Genomic DNA, 18013 nt, shown 5'->3' with positions numbered 1-18013 from the left:
GCAGTACCACCCACATCTGGCACAATATGAGCGCACAATCTACCTCCTCCACGATCCCCATGCCAGGCGGCACCATGACCGATTCCATCAGTCACGCGCAAATGCTTTCCACCATGCGCAAGCAGCGCTTCCAGGATTTCATGTTCCACAAGGTGACGATGCTGTTCGCCCTGTCGGTGCTGATCGTCCTGGTCGGCATCATCATTTCGCTGATCATGGAATCGATACCGGCCTTCAAGACCTTCGGCCTGCATTTCATCGTGTCGGCCGAGTGGGACCCCGTCAATGACCAGTACGGCGCCCTGATCCCCATCATCGGTACCCTGGTGACGTCGGTGATTGCCCTGCTGATCGCCTTTCCCGTCAGCTTCGGCATCGCCCTGTTCCTCACGGAGATCTGCCCGGCATGGCTGCGCCGCCCGCTGGGCACGGCTGTCGAGTTGCTCGCCGGCGTGCCATCGATCATCTACGGTATCTGGGGCCTGTTCGTGTTTGCGCCCCTGTTTGCCGACCACGTCCAGCCCATCCTGAAAGCCACCCTGGGCAACGTGCCGGTCATCGGCCAGCTGTTCAGCGGCCCCATGATGGGTATCGGCTTGCTGACGGCCGGCCTGGTGCTGGCCATCATGATCATCCCCTTCATCGCTTCGGTGATGCGCGACGTGTTTGAAATCGTCCCCGCCGTGCTGAAGGAATCGGCCTACGGCCTGGGCTGCACGCGCTGGGAAGTGGTGCGCAAGATTGTCTTGCCTTACACTAAGACCGGCGTCGTCGGCGGCGTCATGCTTGGCCTGGGCCGCGCGCTGGGCGAAACCATGGCCGTCACCTTCGTCATCGGCAACGCGAATAAACTGTCGTGGTCGTTGTTTGCCGCCGGTAACAGCATCACCTCCTTGCTGGCGAATGAATTTGGCGAAGCGCAATCCGAGTTGCATGTGGCATCGCTGTTCTCGCTGGCCTTGATCCTGTTTGTCATCACCTTTATCGTCTTATCCGCCGCCAAGCTGATGCTGGCTGGCATGTCCCGCAAGGAAGGCACGAAATGAGCCAGCTCAGCCAAGTTAGCCCCCACGACGCTCCGGCCAAGCCGGCCATGAACCCCGTCTACCGCAAGCGCCTGTTGATGCACCGCATCGGCATCGCCCTGTCGGTGGCCGCCATGGCCCTGGGCCTGGCCGTGCTGGTATGGATACTCTTCACCCTGATTATCAAGGGTTTCGGCGCCTTGTCCGTCGACCTGTTCACGCAAACGACGCCGGCCCCCGGCAGCGAAGGCGGCGGCCTGATCAATGCCATCGTCGGCAGCGCCCTGATGGTGGGCCTGGCTACTGTCGTCAGCACCCCGATCGGCATCCTGGCCGGCATCTACCTGGCCGAATACGGCGAAGAAAACAAGCTGGCGCAAGTGACGCGCTTTGTCACCGACATCATGCTGTCGGCGCCATCGATCGTCATCGGCCTGTTCGTGTATGCGCTGTACGTGGCCCACGTCAAGCACTTCTCCGGTTACGCCGGCGCCATCGCCCTGTCGCTGATCGCCGTGCCGGTAGTGGTGCGCACGACGGACAATATGCTGCGCCTTGTACCGAACAGCCTGCTCGAAGCCGCCTTTGCCCTGGGTGCGCCGCGCTGGAAGGTCGCCACCCTGGTGCGCTTGCGCGCCGTCAAGGCCGGTGTCATCACCGGTGTTCTGCTGGCATTGGCCCGCATCGCCGGCGAAACGGCGCCGCTGCTGTTCACGGCCCTGAATAATCAGTTCCAAAGCTTTAACATGAATGCGCCGATGGCCAACTTGCCGTCCGTCATCGCATCGTTTGCGATGAGCCCGTACGACAACTGGCGCTCGCTGGCCTGGGGTGGCGCACTGCTGATCACTTTCAGCGTGCTGGCCTTAAACATCCTGTCGCGCACCGTGTTCAGCCAAAAAGTCCCTAATTAAACAGATATCGAGCGAAGCGAACCCACATGAATACGCAAATGAATCCAGCCCAAGACTTGGCACCAAAGAAAAAAACCATCGAGATTTCGGGCCTGAACTTTTTTTACGGCAAAACGCAAAGCTTGCATAACGTCAACCTGGACATCCACGAGAAGAAGGTCACTGCCTTCATCGGCCCGTCCGGTTGCGGCAAATCAACGCTGCTGCGTACCCTGAACCGCATGTATGACCTGTACCCGGGCCAGCGCGCGGAAGGCTCGATCTTGTACCGCGGCCGCAACGTGCTCGACGCCGACCAGGACGTCAACATGCTGCGCGCCAAGGTTGGCATGGTGTTCCAGAAGCCGACGCCGTTCCCCATGTCCGTCTATGACAATATCGCCTTCGGCGTGCGCCTGTATGAAGACATGTCGAAAGGCGAGATGGACGAGCGCGTGGAATGGGCCTTGAAAAAGGCCGCGCTGTGGGGCGAAGTCAAGGATAAACTCTCGAAGAGCGGTCTGTCGCTGTCGGGTGGCCAGCAGCAGCGTTTGTGCATCGCGCGCGGCGTGGCCGTGAAGCCGGACGTCTTGCTGCTCGATGAGCCGACCTCGGCGCTGGATCCGATTTCGACCTCGAAAGTGGAAGAGCTGATCAGCGAACTGAAACAGGATTACACGATTGCCATCGTGACGCACAATATGCAACAGGCGGCGCGCTGCTCCGACTACACGGCGTACATGTATCTGGGCGAGTTGGTGGAATTCGGCGAAACGGACCAGATATTCATGAATCCGGCCCGCAAGGAAACGCAGGATTACATCACGGGCCGCTTCGGCTGATCCGTCGCGCACCGCTATATACAAGACAACTGAATACGGAGAGACAGCATGATAGGCGAACATTCATCCAAGCAATACGACAACGAACTCGAAGCGATCCGCTCGAAAGTGCTCCTGATGGGCGGCATCGTTGAAACCCAGTTCCTCGACGCGATGACGTGCTTTCGCATCGGCAACCCGGAACGCGCCGACCGCGTGATGCGCGAAGACGACGTCGTCAACCAGCTGGAAGTGTCGCTGGACGATGCCTGCAGCCATTTGATCGTGCGCCGCCAGCCGGCCGCCAACGATTTGCGCACCATCATGGCCACCATCAAGGTGATTACCGACCTCGAGCGCGTAGGCGACGAGGCGACCAAAATCGCCCGCGTGGCGAAGAGTCTGCACAAGCGGGGCAACGGCGTCGTCAACCATTACGAGATGGTGCGCGGCATTGCCAACACGGCCACCGACATGCTGCACGACGCGCTCGACGCGTTTGCCCGCAACGATGGCAAGCAAGCCTTACAATTAATTGCACAAGATGCCATCATCGACCATGAGTTTCGGTCTATCATGCGCAACTTGATCACCTTTATGATGGAAGACCCGCGCACGATTTCGGCGGCGCTCGACACCCTGTGGGTGGCCAAGGCCATCGAACGGATCGGCGACCATGCGAAAAATATCGCCGAATACGTGATTTACGTGGTTGAAGGCAAGGACATCCGCCACACCAAGGTGGCTGCTCCCGCCATTTCCGAGGAGCTCCCTGAGTAAGCTTTATGGCATCTGATAAAACCACGGTACTGATTGTTGAAGATGAGCCGGCCATCGTTGAACTGGTGACCTATTCGCTGCGCGAATCCGGCTGGAATTGCTGTTCTGTACAAAACGTTGCCGATGCCTGGGAATTCATCCAGCACCGCACGCCGCACCTGATCCTGTTGGACTGGATGCTGCCGGACCAGACGGGCTTGCGCCTGCTGTCGCGCATCCGCGCCGACCGCAATTTCGCCGCCATCCCCGTCATCATGCTCACCGCCAAGAGCATGGAAGAAGACAAGCTGGCCGGCCTGAACAGCGGGGCCGACGATTACGTCACCAAGCCGTTCTCGCCGCGCGAGCTGCTGGCGCGCGCCAAAGCGCTATTGCGACGCAAGAGTCCGGAACACGCGCAGGCGCCCATGCGCGCCGGCAACGTGGCCTTGGACCCCGTCAGCTGCACCGTGATGATGGATGAACAGAAGATCGATATCGGCCATGCCGAATACAAGCTGCTGAAATTCCTGCTGGCCCATCCGGAGCGCGTGTTTTCGCGCAGCCAACTGCTCGACAAGGTGTGGGGCGACCATGTGGTGATCGAGGAACGCACGGTCGATGTCCACGTATTGCGCTTGCGCAAAGCCTTGAAAGAGGCGGAAAGCCTGATCAAGACGGTGCGCAGCGTCGGCTACATGTTGTCTGAAAAATAAAGCCTGTCTCTTATGAATCCGAAATTGCTGTTCTGGGTACCGGCCGCCTTGCGCATGGTGCTGGCGCTGCTGGGCGTAGCCGTCGTTTGGTATCTGTTTGGCGCCACGTATGCGCTGGGTATCGCCTTCGTGCTGATGGCCATGATGGTGTTCGTGCAGCTGTCGTACCTGTTCCAGCTGAGTAACTGGCTGGACAATCCGCAAAGCGCCAAGCTGCCCGACGGCTGGGGCGCCTGGACCAGCATCTTCGCGCGCCTGTACCGCATGCGCCGCGACGACGAGAAAAACCAGGCCGAGCTGACGGAATGGCTGGCGCGTTTCCGCCAGGCCATGCATTTGCTGCCCGACGGCGTCGTCATCATGGACGATGTGCTGTTCCTCGAATGGTGCAACCCGGCCGCCGAGAAACATCTGGGCCTCACGCACGAGCGTGACAAGGGCATGCGCGTCACCAACCTGATCCGCAGCCCCGAGTTCATGGATTACATCATCCTGGGCCGCTACGACCAGCCGTTGACGATCACCTTCCGCAACCGCAAGCTGATCGTGCAGATCATCCCGTTTGAAAACCGCCGCCAGATCCTGGTCACGCATGACGTGACGGAGACGGAACGCATCGAAATGATGCGCCGCGACTTCATCGCCAACGCATCGCACGAACTGCGCACGCCGCTGACGGTCATCGTGGGTTTCCTGGAAATCGCTTCTGCCGAGCTGGACCTGGATGCCGCCACGCGCGCCGCCCACCTCAAGCTGATGACGGAGCAGGGCCACCGCATGCAGCATTTGATCGAAGACATGCTGACCCTGTCGCGCCTGGAATCGGTCGACTATCCGCTGCGTCCCGAGCCGGTGGATGTCAAACAGCTCATGCAGCAAGTCTTGCGCGACGCCAAGGGTTTGTCGGCCGGCAAGCATGAAGTGAGCATGGAATGCAAGGGCCCCGATGTGCTGGGCAGCTATGACGAGCTGTACAGCGCCTTCGGCAACCTGGCCTCGAACGCCGTGCGCTATACCCCGGCCGGCGGCACCATCACCCTGCGCTGGCAGGATGGCCCGGCCGGACCGCAATTCATTGCGCAAGATACGGGCATCGGCATCAGCCCCGAGCATATCTCGCGCCTGACCGAGCGTTTCTACCGCGTCGACAAGAGCCGTTCGCGCGAAACCCAGGGTACGGGCCTGGGCCTGGCCATCGTCAAGCATGTGCTGCTGCGCCACGGTGGGACTTTGGCCATCCAGTCCGTGGCCGACAAGGGCAGCAGCTTCATCGTCAGCATGCCGAAGTCCGTCGTCACGCCGCTGCAGGGCGAACTGCTGGTCAAGTAGTCCGGGGGAGGGTAGGCCTCTCCCTGTTTCCTCGGCGACTGGTGCAATGTTGGCATAAGTCGTTACAATCAGGTCATGACTTTAATCAACACTTCTTTTCGCCACGCCGGCGCGCAGCAACTGGCCCAGTCGCTGCAGGCTGCGCGCCAGGATACCCTGTCCCTATTCGACTGTTATGTCACTGCCGGCCTGGACGTGGTGGCGGGCCTGCCCCGTCATCCGCGCTTCAATCCGCCCTTATGGCAATTGGCGCATATTGCCTGGTTCGCCGAGTGGTACATCCTGCGCGAAGCCGCTTCCAGCCATCCGGCCGACGCCATTTACAATTCCCTGCTGACGCGCGGCGACGACTTGTTCGACGCCAACATGGTCGAGCACCGCGCGCGCTGGAAGCTGGAATTGCCCAGTCCGGGCGCCGTGAAGACGTATTGCCACGAAGTGCTAGACAGGGTCTTGGATAAACTGTCGCGCGAAGCCAATGTCGACAGCGCCCTGGCGCCATACCGGCTAGCGCTGGCGCATGAGGATTTGTGCGGCGAGGAAATGCTGGCCGGCTTGCAATGGCTGGGCCTGGAAGCCCCGGAGTCCCTGGCTGCCAGTCCCGTCTTGTCGGCAGGGGCGGGGGAGATCGCTTTTCCTGGCGCTAGCATCGAACTGGGCTCGCCGCGCGGGGCCGGATTTGCCTTCGACAATGAATCTCCACCCCATAGCTGCTACGTGCCGCCGTTCCGCATGGACGCCGTACCCGTCTCCAACGCCCAGTTTGCCGATTTTGTCGCCGATGGCGGCTACCAGAACCGCCAGTTCTGGAGCGCGGCCGGCAGCGCCTGGCTGATGCAGCAGGAGCGCTCGTCGCCCCTGTACTGGCTGCGCGAAGCGACGCAGTGGCGCACCATGCGTTTCGGCCAGCGCACGACCTTGCCGCTGAATGAAGCCGTGCGCCACATCAATCTGTATGAAGCGCAAGCGTACTGCGCCTGGGCGGGGCGGCGTCTGGCGACCGAAGCGGAATGGGAGTATGCTGCGCTGTCCGGCCATCCGCGCTTTCACTGGGGCCAGGTGTGGGAGTGGACGGCGACGCCGTTCGAGCCGTATGCGGGCTTTGTGCCGGATGCCTGGCGCGAGTATTCAGCGCCGTATTTCATGCAGCACCAGGTGCTGCGCGGCGCCGCCTTCGCCACGCCGCCGCGCCTGCATTCGGCCCGCATGCGCACTTTCCATGCGCCCGAGCGCGGCGACATCTTTGCCGGCCTGCGCACCTGCGCCTGGTAAGTCCGAGACAGCCAGCAGCTACCCATTTCAGGAATTCTTTTGAGTACAGATAACGCCCCGCAGTTCATTCCCAAACGCATCACGCCCACGCCGGAGCAGGTGGCCATCCAGACGGCGCAAAAGAAAGTGGTGCTGATCGACGCCAATGCCGGCGCGGCCAAGACGACGACCCTGGCCCTGCGCCTGGCCGAGGCGCTGCACCGGGGCCGCGCGCCCGAGCGCATGCTGGCCCTCGTGTTTACCGAGGCGGCGCGCGTGGCCCTGCGCCAGCGTCTGCTGGAAGTGGGGGTGCCGCTGGGCGTCGTCAAGCGCCTCGTCATCGACACCTTTGACGCTTTTGCCGCCAAGGTGCTGCTGCAGCTGGAAAACATGCAGGTGGCGTTCATGCGCAGCGATGAAGAGTTGCGTCCCGTGGCCTGGGAAGCACTGGAGGTGGTCTCCGAGAAGTACGCTGACCGTTATCCGTTGGAAATCAATACGACGAACGGGGCGATAGCCGAATTTCTGAAACTGCAATTGCGCACCAAGGCGCGCCTGGATTTTCAAAATCCTGATTTCGAGAGCAATTCGCTGGACGATAACCTGGAAATGCTGGGCATGTCGCGCACGCATTATCTGTGGCTGCGCGAATACGAGGGTTTGCGCGGCGCCGACACGGGCGATATCCAGTTCCGCGCGCCATTCGACGCCACCTACGACCTGGTGCGCATGCTCGATGGCGACGAGCCGCTGCGCCAGCAATTGCCGGCCTTCCAGATCATCGTGGCCGATGAATTGCACGATTTGAATGAGGCGTCGTTCCGCCTGCTGACCATGCTGATACGCCGCGGCAACGCGTTTTTCTGCGGCGCCGGCGACAAGGATCAAGTCATCTATACGTGGTCGGGCGCCGACCATCGCTTCCTGCGCCAGCGCTTCGAGCAGGAATTCCCCACCTTGCAGCGCTTGCCGTTGACGGCATCCTACCGCTACGGCCCGCAACTGGCGCAAGCCGTGGGCGTGCTGAAAAACAAGGCCAGCGTGTCGGCCCTGTCGCGTGCCACCCACATCGAAGTGCTCGAGTATGACCATGCGCAGCCGCAAGCGTGCAGCGCCCAGCTGATCGCCGCGCTTGAACACGCGCATGCGGGCACGACGGCCATTCTGCTGCGCGACCGCGACCAGGCCATCCGCGTGGAAACGGCGCTATTCCAGAGCGGCATCGCGTATGGCCTGGTGGACATGAACAGCTATCTGCTGAGCCTGGAAGTGCTGATGCTGCGCGGCATGGTGGCCATCGCCCGCAAGGATTTGCATGCGATCAAGAGCGGCCCGCGCCGCGGCGAGATCCTCGAAGCGCTGGTGGCGTTTGCGGAAATCCCGTTTACGCGCGGTGAGCTCCAGCAAGCCAAGGCCGACGTGGCCAATTACCCGGACTTGCTGGAAGGCTTTTTGACGAACCAGCTGGCCAAGTCGCACAACCGGGACAAGGCGGCGCTGACCTTGGCCGCCGTCGATTACCTGCGCGCGCTGCCCGCCGACGCTTTGGCGGGCGATGCCTTGCAGCATATCTTTGGCCTGATGCAGCTGGAACAGACGGCGCGCCGCATCTATGTCGACCCGGCCCAGGCGCGGGTCGTGGCCCGTTCCCTGCACGGCTTCATTGCCGTGTGCAGCGAAGCGGGCGTGGCGCTCGGTGGCTTTGCCGGCTGGCTGGGCGAGATGGAAGAAGCTGTGACGGTCTCGACCGGCAAGGCCAGGCTGGTGATCGCTTGCATCGACCAGATCAAGGGCCTCGAGTACAACCACGTGATTTTGCCCTACCTGGCCGTCGACGAATTCCCGCGCAGCAAGACTGACCCGCTGGAAGAAGAAAACCGCTTCTATGTGGCCGCCACGCGCGCGCGCGACAGGCTGACCTTGCTGACGCCGCAAGACCCCGCCTATCGGAGCCGCTACATCGCCGCCTTGCAGCTCAAACAGAAGATTGTTGCGCCCAAGGCATAGATCTTTTGCCGTGTGGCTGCTTTTTGCGCAAGATGAAAGCGGGCATACTGGGCTGGTGTGATTGATAGCAATCTAACCAGACAGGGAGTGACGGCATGAAAGTATTCTTGACAGGCGCGGCAGGTTTCATCGGCAGTTCCATCGCGGCGGGCCTCGTGCGCGCCGGCCATCAGGTGACGGGTCTGGTGCGCAAACCGGAACAGGTGGCCGAGCTGGCCAAGGTCGGCGTGTTGGGCGTGCAGGGCGATTTGAACGACCGCGCATTGCTCATCGAGCAGGCGAAGGCGGCCGACGCGGTCATCAATGCGGCCAGCAGCGACCACCGGGGCGCCGTGGAAGCCATCCTGGAAGCGCTGGCCGGCACCAACAAAGTGTTCCTGCATACCAGCGGCTCGTCCATCGTGGGCGACGCCTCGGGCGGCGAGGGCACGGAACAGATTTATGACGAAGACAAGTTGCCGGCGCCCACGGCCGACAAGGCCGCCAGGGTCGCCATCGATGAGCTGGTGCTGGCCAGCGCCGCGCAAGGAGTCCGTGCCAGCGTACTGTGCAACACCTTGATCTACGGCCATGGCGCTTTGCCGCGCGACAGCGTGCAATTGCCCCGTTTGCTCAAGCAGGCGCGCAAAAGCGGCATCGTGCGCCACGTGGGGCCGGGCCGCAACATCTGGTCCAACGTGCATATCGACGATGTCGTCAGCCTGTATTTGCTGGCACTGGAAAACTCGCCCGCCGGCACCTTTTATTTTGTCGAGTCAGGCGAAGCGGCCTTCCGCGACATGACGGTTGCCATCGCCAAGGCACTGGACCTGGGTCCCGCGCAGGATTGGCCGCTGCCCGAAGCGATTGCCGAATGGGGCTACGAGATGGCTTCCTACGGCCTCGGCTCCAACAGCCGGGTGCGCGGCGCGCGGGCGCGCAAGCTGGGCTGGCAGCCGCAGGGTCCATCCGTGCTGGCATGGATCGAGAACGACATGCTCAAGCCACCACACGCCATCGCCGTTTGATGCAGCTCAGCAAAGCCGCATCTGTGTGCGCTAGCGAACGGTGCAATGTGACGATCAGGAGTATGATGACTTTGCTTGGTTGAGACGCACTGCCGTGAAGTTGGCGGCATGTTCGATCTTCCAGCAGGTCAGCCGGTCGCCTCAAGGATCGGCACCAGATTTCCGCTGCCGGCGCGTTGGCTCATTGGCGCCATGCGGCTGTGCACTGCAACTCCAGGTCGCGGTGCGTACTGCGAACCCCTTCAAGGCCGGCCCTAGCCGGTCTTTTTTTGCCTGTCGTTTCTGCCGTTGCGCCATTCACCGCTGCCTGCCCGCCATTCGCCGAAGCGGTGTTTTCGCGCGCCCGAAATCCGCGTATCTTTACGATCAACCAACTCAAAGGGGTGACCGTGAAACCTGAACCAGCTTATTGCCGCCGTACCCAGCTGCTGTGGGGCGTGCTGCTGATCGCCATCGGCGCCGTCATCCTGCTGGACCGGCTCGATGTGATCTATCTCCACGATTACTATGCACTATGGCATTATTGGCCGCTGATACTGGTCGTCTTTGGCCTCAACAAGTTGCTCACGCCCATGTCCGCGAAGCAGGTACTGAGCGGCCTGTGGCTGATCTTTTTTGCCGCCTGGTGGTATGTGTCGTACGAAGAACTGTGGAACTTGAATTTCTACAATAGTTGGCCGGCCTTGCTGATCGCCTGGGGCGTGGGCCTTGTGCTGGAACCGCTGCTAAACAAACATTTTATTGCCTATCGGGAGTCCGAGCATGAAAAATAAATCGCCGCTGCACTCGCCATCGCAGATCGTGCTGGGCGTCATCGTCATCGGCCTGGGGCTGTTGTTCCTGCTCGATAATCTCGGCTTCATCAATGTGCGCTACACCTTCCGCTTCTGGCCCACCATCCTCATCATTTTCGGCTTGCTGAAAATATCGCAAAGCCATACACGCTCCGGCTACGTGCTGGGCGGCGTGATGGTCTTGCTGGGCCTGAGCTGGACCCTGAAAGCCATGGGCTTGTTGTATATCAACTGGAGCATGCTGTGGCCGCTGCTCATCATTGCCGTCGGCGTGGCCGTGGTGTCGAAATCCCTGCCAGGCGGGCAGCGGCGGCAGCGCCGCCGGCACTTTGCCGCACCGCCGGATGGTAGTGCGGCGCCTGACTCATTCGGCCAGGCCAGGAATGGCGCCGTGTCGTTGGACAAGGCGGCCACCGATGCGACGGCAGCACCCGGCGCCGGCGGGCAGGCAGACGATGACAGCATCATCGAAGTGACGGCCATCCTGGGCGGCTATGTGCGGCGCGTGTCGTCGCAGCGCTTCAGGGGCGGCGATATCAATGTCATCATGGCCGGCTGCGAAATCGACTTGCGCCAGGCGTCGATCGAAGGCGAAGCCGTGCTCAACGTGTTTGCCCTGTGCGGCGGCGTCACCATCAAGATTCCGCCCGACTGGAGCGTGGTGCTGCAGGGCACGCCCATCTTGGGCGGCTTTGAAGAAAAAACCATCGTGCCGCCGAACCAGAACAAGCGTTTGTACGTGACGGGCTACGCCATCATGGGCGGCCTGGAAATCCGCAACTAGGCGCCATGTCCGGGCCTTTGTCGAAGCGGCGCGGCGCCGTGGTGGTGTTCCTGGTATGCATCGCGCTGGGCCTGGCCCTGGCCTGCATCCTGGCCAGGGTGGCCCACGCGCCCTGGCTTAATGCGATCCTGCTGGTGGTGCCCGCCACGCTCGTGTATGCAATCGGTTCGGGATTTTCTGCATTTTATCTGTGCCGCGCCTATCCCTTGCACGCCCGCCATCCGCTCGCCATCGCCGGCGTGATGGGTGTGGCGGCCCTGTTTGCGGGCTTGTTGTGGGCGACCCTGCTGCAATTTTTGAACAGCGTCAGCCTGTTGCTGGAGCTGCGCTGGCTGGGCGTGAACCTGACGCAGTCGCTGCTGGCCCTGTTCTTCGGCCTGGGCGTGCTGCTGTATTGCCTGGCTGCCGCCGTGCATTATCTGTTGCTGGAATTCGTGCGCGCCAGGATGGCCGAACAGCGCGGCCTGGAAGCGCAGCTGATGGCGCAGGAAGCGCAATTGCGCATGCTGCGCACGCAGATCGATCCGCATTTCCTGTTCAATAGCTTGAACTCCATCAGCGCCCTGACGTCCATCGATGCGGCGGGCGCGCGCCAGATGACGGTGCAGCTGGCCAGTTTCTTTCGCCAGAGCCTGAGCCTGGAAGCGCACAAGCACATCACCGTGGAGCAGGAACTGGTGCTGATCCGCCACTTTCTCGCCATCGAGCAGGTGCGTTTCGGCGCGCGCCTGCAAGTGGCGGTAGCCATCGACGACGCCGCGCTGGCGTGTTTGCTGCCGCCCATGCTGATACAGCCGCTGGTGGAAAATGCCGTCAAGCACGGTATCTGCGGCTTGACAGAGGGGGGGCTGATCGCCATCGAGGCCAGGCGCGCAGGCAGCCTGTTGCAGATTGCCGTGCGCAATCCGGTGGATGCGGATCAAAGGTCGGAGCGCGGCAATGGCGTGGGCCTGGAAAATGTGCGTCAGCGCCTGGCCGGCGCCTATGGGCACGAAGCCAGCGTGCACTGGGGCCGGCGCGACGGCCATTTCGAGGTGATGATTTCCATGCCGGCGCAGACCGGCGACACGGAGGAAGCATGATGCAGGCAAGAATGCGGGTGGCCATCGTCGATGATGAATTGCTGGCACGCAGCGTGCTGCGCGAATACCTGGCGCGCCATGATGATATCGATATCGTCGCCGAGTGCGCCAACGGTTTCGAGGCCGTCAAGGCCATCGCGGACCTGGCGCCGGAACTGGTCTTCCTCGATATCCAGATGCCGCGCCTGGACGGTTTTGAAGTGGCGGAGCTGATCGGCGCGAAGACGCGTTTGATCTTTGTCACGGCCTACGACGAGTATGCCTTGAAAGCGTTTGAATGCCATGCCCTGGATTATCTGCTGAAGCCGTTCAGCGAACAGCGTTTCGACCAGGCGCTAGCCCACGCGCGCGCCAACCGCAGCACACCCGAGACTGTGCTAACGGTGGCGCGCGAGGCGGCCACGCGCACCGCGCACCTGGACCGCGTGCTGATACGCGATGGCGCCAAGGTCCACGTGATCGCCAGTGCCAGGATCGATTACATCGAGGCGCAGGACGATTACATCAGCATCCGTTCCGAGGGCAAGTCCTACCTGAAAAGCCAGACGCTGGCGGAGTTGGAAGCCCAGCTCGATCCTGCCAAGTTCCTGCGCGTGCACCGGTCGTATCTGCTCAATATCGACGGCATCCGCCGCATCGAGGCAGCCACCAAAGACAGTCACGTGGCCATCTTGCGCGATGACACGAGGATACCCGTCAGCAAGGCGGGTTACCAGAAGCTGAAATTACTGGTTGGCTAGCTGGCCAGCTGCACATCCCACCAGGTGGGCAATAGCTGGCGGATCTCCGGCCGGGAAAAACGGTCGTCGATCAGGTACACGACGCCTTTGTCCGACTGCGTGCGTATCACACGGCCGGCGGCCTGCACTACCTTTTGCATGCCCGGATACAAATACGTGTAGTCGTAGCCGGCGCCGAAGATGTCGCCCATGCGCTGGCGGATCTGCTCGTTGACGGGATTGATCTGCGGCAAACCGAGGGTGGCGATGAAGGCGCCGATCAGGCGCGCGCCCGGCAAGTCGATGCCTTCGCCAAACGCCCCACCCAGCACGGCAAAGCCGATGCCGCGCGTGTCCAGGCCGAAGCGGCCCAGAAATTGCGCACGGGCAGTATCGTCCATGCGGCGTGGCTGCTGCCAGATGGGTACGTCGGGATAATGCTGGGCAAACAGGGTGGCCGTCTTTTCCATGTAGTCAAAACTGCTGAAAAAGGCCAGGTAGTTACCCGGCGTTTCTGCGTACTGGCGCGCCATCAGTTGGGCGATGGGCAGCAGCGAGGCGGCGCGGTGCTGGTAGCGCGTGGAAATGGTATCGGCCACGCGCACGGATAGCTGCTCCGCCTGGAATGGCGATTCCACGTCGACCCAGGCCGTGTCGGCCGGCATGCCCAGTGTATCGCTGTAGTAATTCCACGGACTCAGGGTGGCGGAAAACAGGGCCGTGCTGTGGCTGGCCGCGAAGCGTTCCTTGAGGAAGGGCGCGGGCACGATGTTGCGGATGCACACGGTGGAGCCGGTTTCTGTTTTGCTGACGTCGAATAGCGAATGCTCGCCAAAGCTCTCTGCCAGGCGGTTGATCAGCAGCACGTCGAAATAAAAGCGCTGCAAATCCTCGTCCAGCGCCGCCGCGTGCTCGGCCAGGTAATCGCCGATAGCCGTCGCCACCCCTTGCAGGGCGCCAAAGAATTTGTCCGGCAAGGCTGGATGCACGTGATAGTCGCCATCCTGTTCCTTGAGCAAGGCCGTCCACTGGCGCGAGAGGCGGTCCAGCGGCTTTTTCAGCCCCTCGGGCGCAAACTTGCGCAGCATTTTCAGCTTGATCTGCTCCAGCTCGGCCGAATACATGCTGCGCGCGCGCGACACCATATTGTGCGCTTCGTCGACCAGCACGTTGACTTTCCAGTCGTGGGCCAGGGTCATGCCGTACAGCATGGCGCTGAGGTCGAAGTAATAATTGTAGTCGCCGATGACGACATCGCTCCAGCGCGCCAGCTCCATGCCCAGGTAGTACGGGCAGATACCCTGCTGCAAGGCGATGGCACGCACGGCTTCCTTATCCAAAATCAAGCCGCTGGTCAGCGCCACCTCGCGCGCCAGCGGCAAGCGGTCGTAAAAACCCTTGGCCAGCGGACACGATTCACCGTGACAGGCTTTGTCGGGATGTTCGCAGGCGCTGCTCTTGGCGCTCAGTTCCAGCACGCGCAAGGGCAGCAGGGGGGCGCTGTCTTTCAGGATGGCGCAGGCGTCGAGCGCCATCTGGCGGCCCGGCACCTTGGCGGCCAGGAAAAACAGTTTATCCAGGCCATGCGCGGCCGTGGCTTTCAACATGGGAAACAAGCTGCCCACCGTCTTGCCGATGCCTGTGGGCGCCTGCGCCAGCAAGCCGCAACCGCGGCTGCTGGCCTTGTACATGGCCTCTGCTAATTGGCGCTGGCCCGGGCGGAAGTCGGCATGGGGAAAGGCCATGGCCGTCAGCTGCGCGTCGCGGCTGGCCCGGTGCGCCATTTCCTGCTCGGCCCAGTCGAGGAACAGCGCGCAATGCTGTTCGAAAAAAATGCGCAGCGCCTCGGCCGTGCATTCCTCATGCATGAGCGTTTCCTTCTGGCTGGCAATATCGAAATACACGAGTGCCACGCGCAGCATGGGCAAGTTCAGTTGCTGGCACAGCAGATGGCCGTAGATGCGCGCCTGCGCCCAGTGCAGCTGGCGGTGGTTGGCGGGCATGGCGTCCAGTTCGCCCCGGTACGTCTTGATTTCTTCCAACTGGCGGCGTGCCGGGTCGTAGCCATCGGCGCGGCCCCGCACATGCAGAGGGCCGAAGTCGCCGCTTAAGCTGATTTCGCGCTGGTAATCGTCGTCGCGCCGGCTAGTGACGGTAGCGTGGCCGGCCATGCCTTCCTGCGCCGTGGGCGAGGGGGTAAAGCGCAAGTCCAGGTCGCCCACCTTGGCGGTGAATTCGCACAGGGCGCGCACGGCGATCGTGTAACTTTTGCGGTTCATGCGAGCACCTGCCATTGCAGGTAGCACACGCTGACGGGCATGGCGTGCTCGGCGCAATACGCGATCCAGCGCAGCTGGTTGTCTTGCAGGCGGTCACCCGGACCCTTGACTTCGATCATGCGGTAGCGCTGTTCTGCCGGCCAGAACTGGATCAGGTCGGGCAAGCCGCTACGGTTGCTTTTGATGTCGAGCAAGATGCGCTCGAACGCCTTTTTCAGGTGGGCAGCCGGGATGCAAGCCAGGGCCAGGTCCAGCAAGCCGCCGTTCAGTACCTCCCAGCTGACGAAAGGCGAGACGATGCCGTGCTTGGCGGCTTGCGTGGCGCGGATGGCGGCTTGATAGCTGCCGTCGTCCAGTTGCGCCAGGCAGCTGGCAAAGTCCAGGCTGCGGCGCTGGTAAAAATCGGCGCTGTGCAAGTCGGCCGGGCCACGGTGGAATGGGTGGAAGAAGGCGCCCGGCATGGCCTTGAAGATGGCAGGCCAGCACAGCAGGCCGAACAGCGAGTTGATCAGGGTGTTTTCCACGTAATACACGGGCGCGTCGTCCTGCATCAGGTGTTGCTGCACCACCCCTTCCACATAGCACGCTTGCGCCGGATACGGCAACAGCAAGTCGATGCGCTCCACGGCGGCGACCGCGCTGGCCGCCTGTTTTGCGTGGCCCAGCTTGCGCCGCAAACGGGGCGCCATGCGCAGCAGCAATTGCTGTTCCGCTTCGCTTTCCGGCGCGGCCAGGGCGATCATCAGGCGTTCGTAGGCCGCTTGCGGCTGTTCATCTTTTTCCAGCACGCGGATGGCGCGGCCCCGGGCGCCCGGATAGCGGCAATCGGCGTAGGCGCGGTAGGCGGCCGGCCAGTCCTGGCATTTCTCCAGGTGCTGGGCGATCTGGAAGCGGAGTTTTTCTCGCCGGCTGGCCAGCCAGGTATTGTCCTGGGATAAGGGTAGCGCCGCCAGTTCTAGCAGCACTTCGTCGGCCGGCGCGCTGTCGTTGTAGCGTTCGCGGCACTGGTGCAGCACTTCATAGTGCTCGATATCCTGGCGCGTGCGAAAGCCGCGCGATAGCGGCGAGAATTCCACTTTTTCATACTGGTACACACCGAGGTCGGACAGCACGAATTCCGACCAGTCCTGGTGATAGTTGCCAAAGTAAATCAGGCGCAGCCGGTCGCACAGGGGCTGCAGACCGATGCGGTACAGCACGTCGGTACCGGCCGGATGCCATGCGGAGAATGGTTTCTCGTCCGCATGCAGTTCGCGCAAGGCGTCCAGCTGCTCGGCCTTGCGCGCCGCCTTCAGGGGCGCGGCGAGGCTGAAGGCTTGGACGATTTCCCCTTTCAGCAGTTGCTCGAACAGTGTATCGAGCGAGATGGCAGGATCGGCTACCACCCAGCCCGTGGCCAGCAAGGGCAGGGCGGCCGCGCGCGTGTCGCCGATTTCCGGGTAATTGAGCTTGCTGGCGCGAAACAGGCAGCCCTTGCGCATGACGAGGCGCACGAACAGCGCGCGCGACGGCTGCGGCAGCGCGCCGAATGCGGCAATGAACTGTGTTTCTTCAGCACTCAGCAGATCGGCGTAACGTACGCTGATCCAGCTCAGCACATCCTGGAAATTATCCAGATAGTACAGGGTATTTTCCAGGACTCTCAGCATGGTGGGGCAATAGGGCAATAGGGCGGGCAAGATGCAAGATGATCGATTTTACTGTGTTTATATACAGTTTAAACCTTCAGCCGCCGCTTGCCCAGCGAATTATGTTCAGCCAGCCGTGCTGTAGGCAAAACTGCTGTCGAACTTTTCGTAGGGAATCATTGCCTCGCGCAGGCTGGCCAGTTCGATATCTGTCAGCAAGCCCCGATGCGCCTCTTTTCTTCCTTTGGGCAGCACGCCCTCGTAATCGATGATGTCCCTGTTCAGCAACGCGGACAGGACCTGCGCCTGTTCCGGCGTCAGGTAGCGCGCATGCGTGCCCAGGGTTTTTGCCAGTTGGTCCTTGAAGTCCTCGTCGCCGACCTCGTTATACGTATCCTGCTCCGCCATGCTGGTCAACAACATGTGAAACAGGAAGTCTTGCAGGTTTTTCGCCAGGTATTGGGCTTCGTTCTGGTCGTGCCACAGCAGCACGATGGGCATCTCGCCGTCCTGCAGGCTTGATGTAAAAAAACAGTAGTGGTCACCGGCGCCTGTTTGCGCAAATGGGATGAACTGGAAGGCGGGATCGATTTTCCGATAGTCGTCCGCGTCCAGCAGCGTATCCACGGCGTCGGCAACGGCCTCGATATTGAGCAATTCGAAATCGTCCGCGTGCAGCAGCAGGGTCGGCCGGTCCGTCAATGTGGGATAGACCAGCTTGTACCAATCGGGGCCATATTCACCCATGTCGAGCATGCCGTCGCGCTCCAACTGACGATACAGTGCAGGATAGGTGAAGTCATATTGGTGTTCAATTTCTGACAGTGTCATGTTTGCCCTGTTAAACGTGAGTCATAGACAAATGATAGCCGAGGCGATGGCGCGCACGGTTAGCGTCATGGCGGCAACGCCTGGCATA

16 protein-coding genes are annotated in these 18013 nt (G+C 61.7%); 13 read left to right on the top strand and 3 right to left on the bottom strand.

The features are described 5' to 3' along the window. Nucleotides 1-74: 74 nt before the first annotated feature. From pstC to ACQ4W7_RS21240, 13 genes are all read left to right on the top strand, one after another. Nucleotides 75-1046, top strand: coding sequence for a phosphate ABC transporter permease subunit PstC (gene pstC / locus ACQ4W7_RS21300; protein ID WP_225240714.1), 972 nt, complete (start codon nucleotides 75-77; stop codon nucleotides 1044-1046). After that, nucleotides 1043-1939 (top strand): phosphate ABC transporter permease PstA, encoded by an 897-nt coding sequence (gene pstA, locus ACQ4W7_RS21295; RefSeq protein ID WP_426072268.1) that lies wholly within the window; start codon nucleotides 1043-1045, stop codon nucleotides 1937-1939. The genes pstC and pstA overlap by 4 nt, the downstream gene beginning before the upstream one ends. A 38-nt stretch (nucleotides 1940-1977) precedes the next feature. Continuing rightward, the gene (gene pstB / locus ACQ4W7_RS21290) at nucleotides 1978-2760 is read left to right on the top strand and encodes a phosphate ABC transporter ATP-binding protein PstB (RefSeq protein ID WP_426072267.1); all 783 of its coding nucleotides are present in this window, start codon (nucleotides 1978-1980) and stop codon (nucleotides 2758-2760) included. A 48-nt stretch (nucleotides 2761-2808) separates the two neighbouring features. Beyond that, nucleotides 2809-3519, top strand: coding sequence for a phosphate signaling complex protein PhoU (gene phoU / locus ACQ4W7_RS21285; RefSeq protein ID WP_426072266.1), 711 nt, complete (start codon nucleotides 2809-2811; stop codon nucleotides 3517-3519). 5 nt (nucleotides 3520-3524) lie between these two features. Next, entirely contained in the window at nucleotides 3525-4214 is a 690-nt protein-coding gene (locus tag ACQ4W7_RS21280) for a response regulator (RefSeq protein ID WP_034755074.1), read from the top strand. Between the two features lie 12 nt (nucleotides 4215-4226). Further along, nucleotides 4227-5543, top strand: coding sequence for a phosphate regulon sensor histidine kinase PhoR (phoR, locus tag ACQ4W7_RS21275; RefSeq protein ID WP_436533048.1), 1317 nt, complete (start codon nucleotides 4227-4229; stop codon nucleotides 5541-5543). A 75-nt stretch (nucleotides 5544-5618) separates the two neighbouring features. Further along, nucleotides 5619-6815 carry a selenoneine synthase SenA gene (gene senA, locus ACQ4W7_RS21270; RefSeq protein WP_436533046.1) on the top strand — a complete coding sequence of 399 codons (1197 nt, stop codon included), beginning with the start codon at nucleotides 5619-5621 and terminating at the stop codon, nucleotides 6813-6815. 39 nt (nucleotides 6816-6854) lie between these two features. Then, complete coding sequence (locus tag ACQ4W7_RS21265) at nucleotides 6855-8801, top strand: UvrD-helicase domain-containing protein (protein ID WP_436533044.1); 1947 nt, start codon at nucleotides 6855-6857, stop codon at nucleotides 8799-8801. A gap of 95 nt (nucleotides 8802-8896) precedes the next feature. Further along, a complete protein-coding gene (locus tag ACQ4W7_RS21260; RefSeq protein ID WP_436533042.1) occupies nucleotides 8897-9808 on the top strand; it encodes an NAD-dependent epimerase/dehydratase family protein in 912 nt (303 codons plus the stop codon). 389 nt (nucleotides 9809-10197) lie between these two features. Continuing rightward, a complete protein-coding gene (locus ACQ4W7_RS21255) occupies nucleotides 10198-10581 on the top strand; it encodes a LiaF transmembrane domain-containing protein (protein WP_436533040.1) in 384 nt (127 codons plus the stop codon). Beyond that, nucleotides 10571-11386: a LiaI-LiaF-like domain-containing protein gene (locus ACQ4W7_RS21250; protein ID WP_436533038.1), complete on the top strand. Its 816-nt coding sequence runs from the start codon at nucleotides 10571-10573 to the stop codon at nucleotides 11384-11386. The genes ACQ4W7_RS21255 and ACQ4W7_RS21250 overlap by 11 nt, the downstream gene beginning before the upstream one ends. Nucleotides 11387-11391: 5 nt before the next feature. Continuing rightward, on the top strand, nucleotides 11392-12468 hold the full coding sequence (locus tag ACQ4W7_RS21245; protein ID WP_426072259.1) for a sensor histidine kinase: 1077 nt from the start codon (nucleotides 11392-11394) through the stop codon (nucleotides 12466-12468). Nucleotides 12469-12479: 11 nt separating this feature from the next. Next, on the top strand, nucleotides 12480-13208 hold the full coding sequence (locus tag ACQ4W7_RS21240; protein WP_436533116.1) for a LytR/AlgR family response regulator transcription factor: 729 nt from the start codon (nucleotides 12480-12482) through the stop codon (nucleotides 13206-13208). On the opposite strand, the gene ACQ4W7_RS21235 is transcribed toward ACQ4W7_RS21240, so the two are convergent. From ACQ4W7_RS21235 to ACQ4W7_RS21225, 3 genes are all read right to left on the bottom strand, one after another. Beyond that, complete coding sequence (locus ACQ4W7_RS21235; protein WP_436533036.1) at nucleotides 13205-15466, bottom strand: ATP-dependent DNA helicase; 2262 nt, start codon at nucleotides 15464-15466, stop codon at nucleotides 13205-13207. The genes ACQ4W7_RS21240 and ACQ4W7_RS21235 overlap by 4 nt on opposite strands. Further along, the gene (locus tag ACQ4W7_RS21230) at nucleotides 15463-17115 is read right to left on the bottom strand and encodes a VRR-NUC domain-containing protein (RefSeq protein WP_436533034.1); all 1653 of its coding nucleotides are present in this window, start codon (nucleotides 17113-17115) and stop codon (nucleotides 15463-15465) included. The genes ACQ4W7_RS21235 and ACQ4W7_RS21230 overlap by 4 nt, the downstream gene beginning before the upstream one ends. A gap of 105 nt (nucleotides 17116-17220) precedes the next feature. After that, nucleotides 17221-17925 carry an SMI1/KNR4 family protein gene (locus ACQ4W7_RS21225; protein ID WP_436533032.1) on the bottom strand — a complete coding sequence of 235 codons (705 nt, stop codon included), beginning with the start codon at nucleotides 17923-17925 and terminating at the stop codon, nucleotides 17221-17223. Between the last annotated feature and the right edge of the window lie 88 nt (nucleotides 17926-18013).

Origin of the sequence: Janthinobacterium algoris, assembly GCF_051380935.1 — a bacterium.
In the GTDB taxonomy this organism is placed as follows: domain Bacteria; phylum Pseudomonadota; class Gammaproteobacteria; order Burkholderiales; family Burkholderiaceae_D; genus Janthinobacterium.
This window is presented reverse-complemented; position numbering and strand designations above follow the sequence as displayed.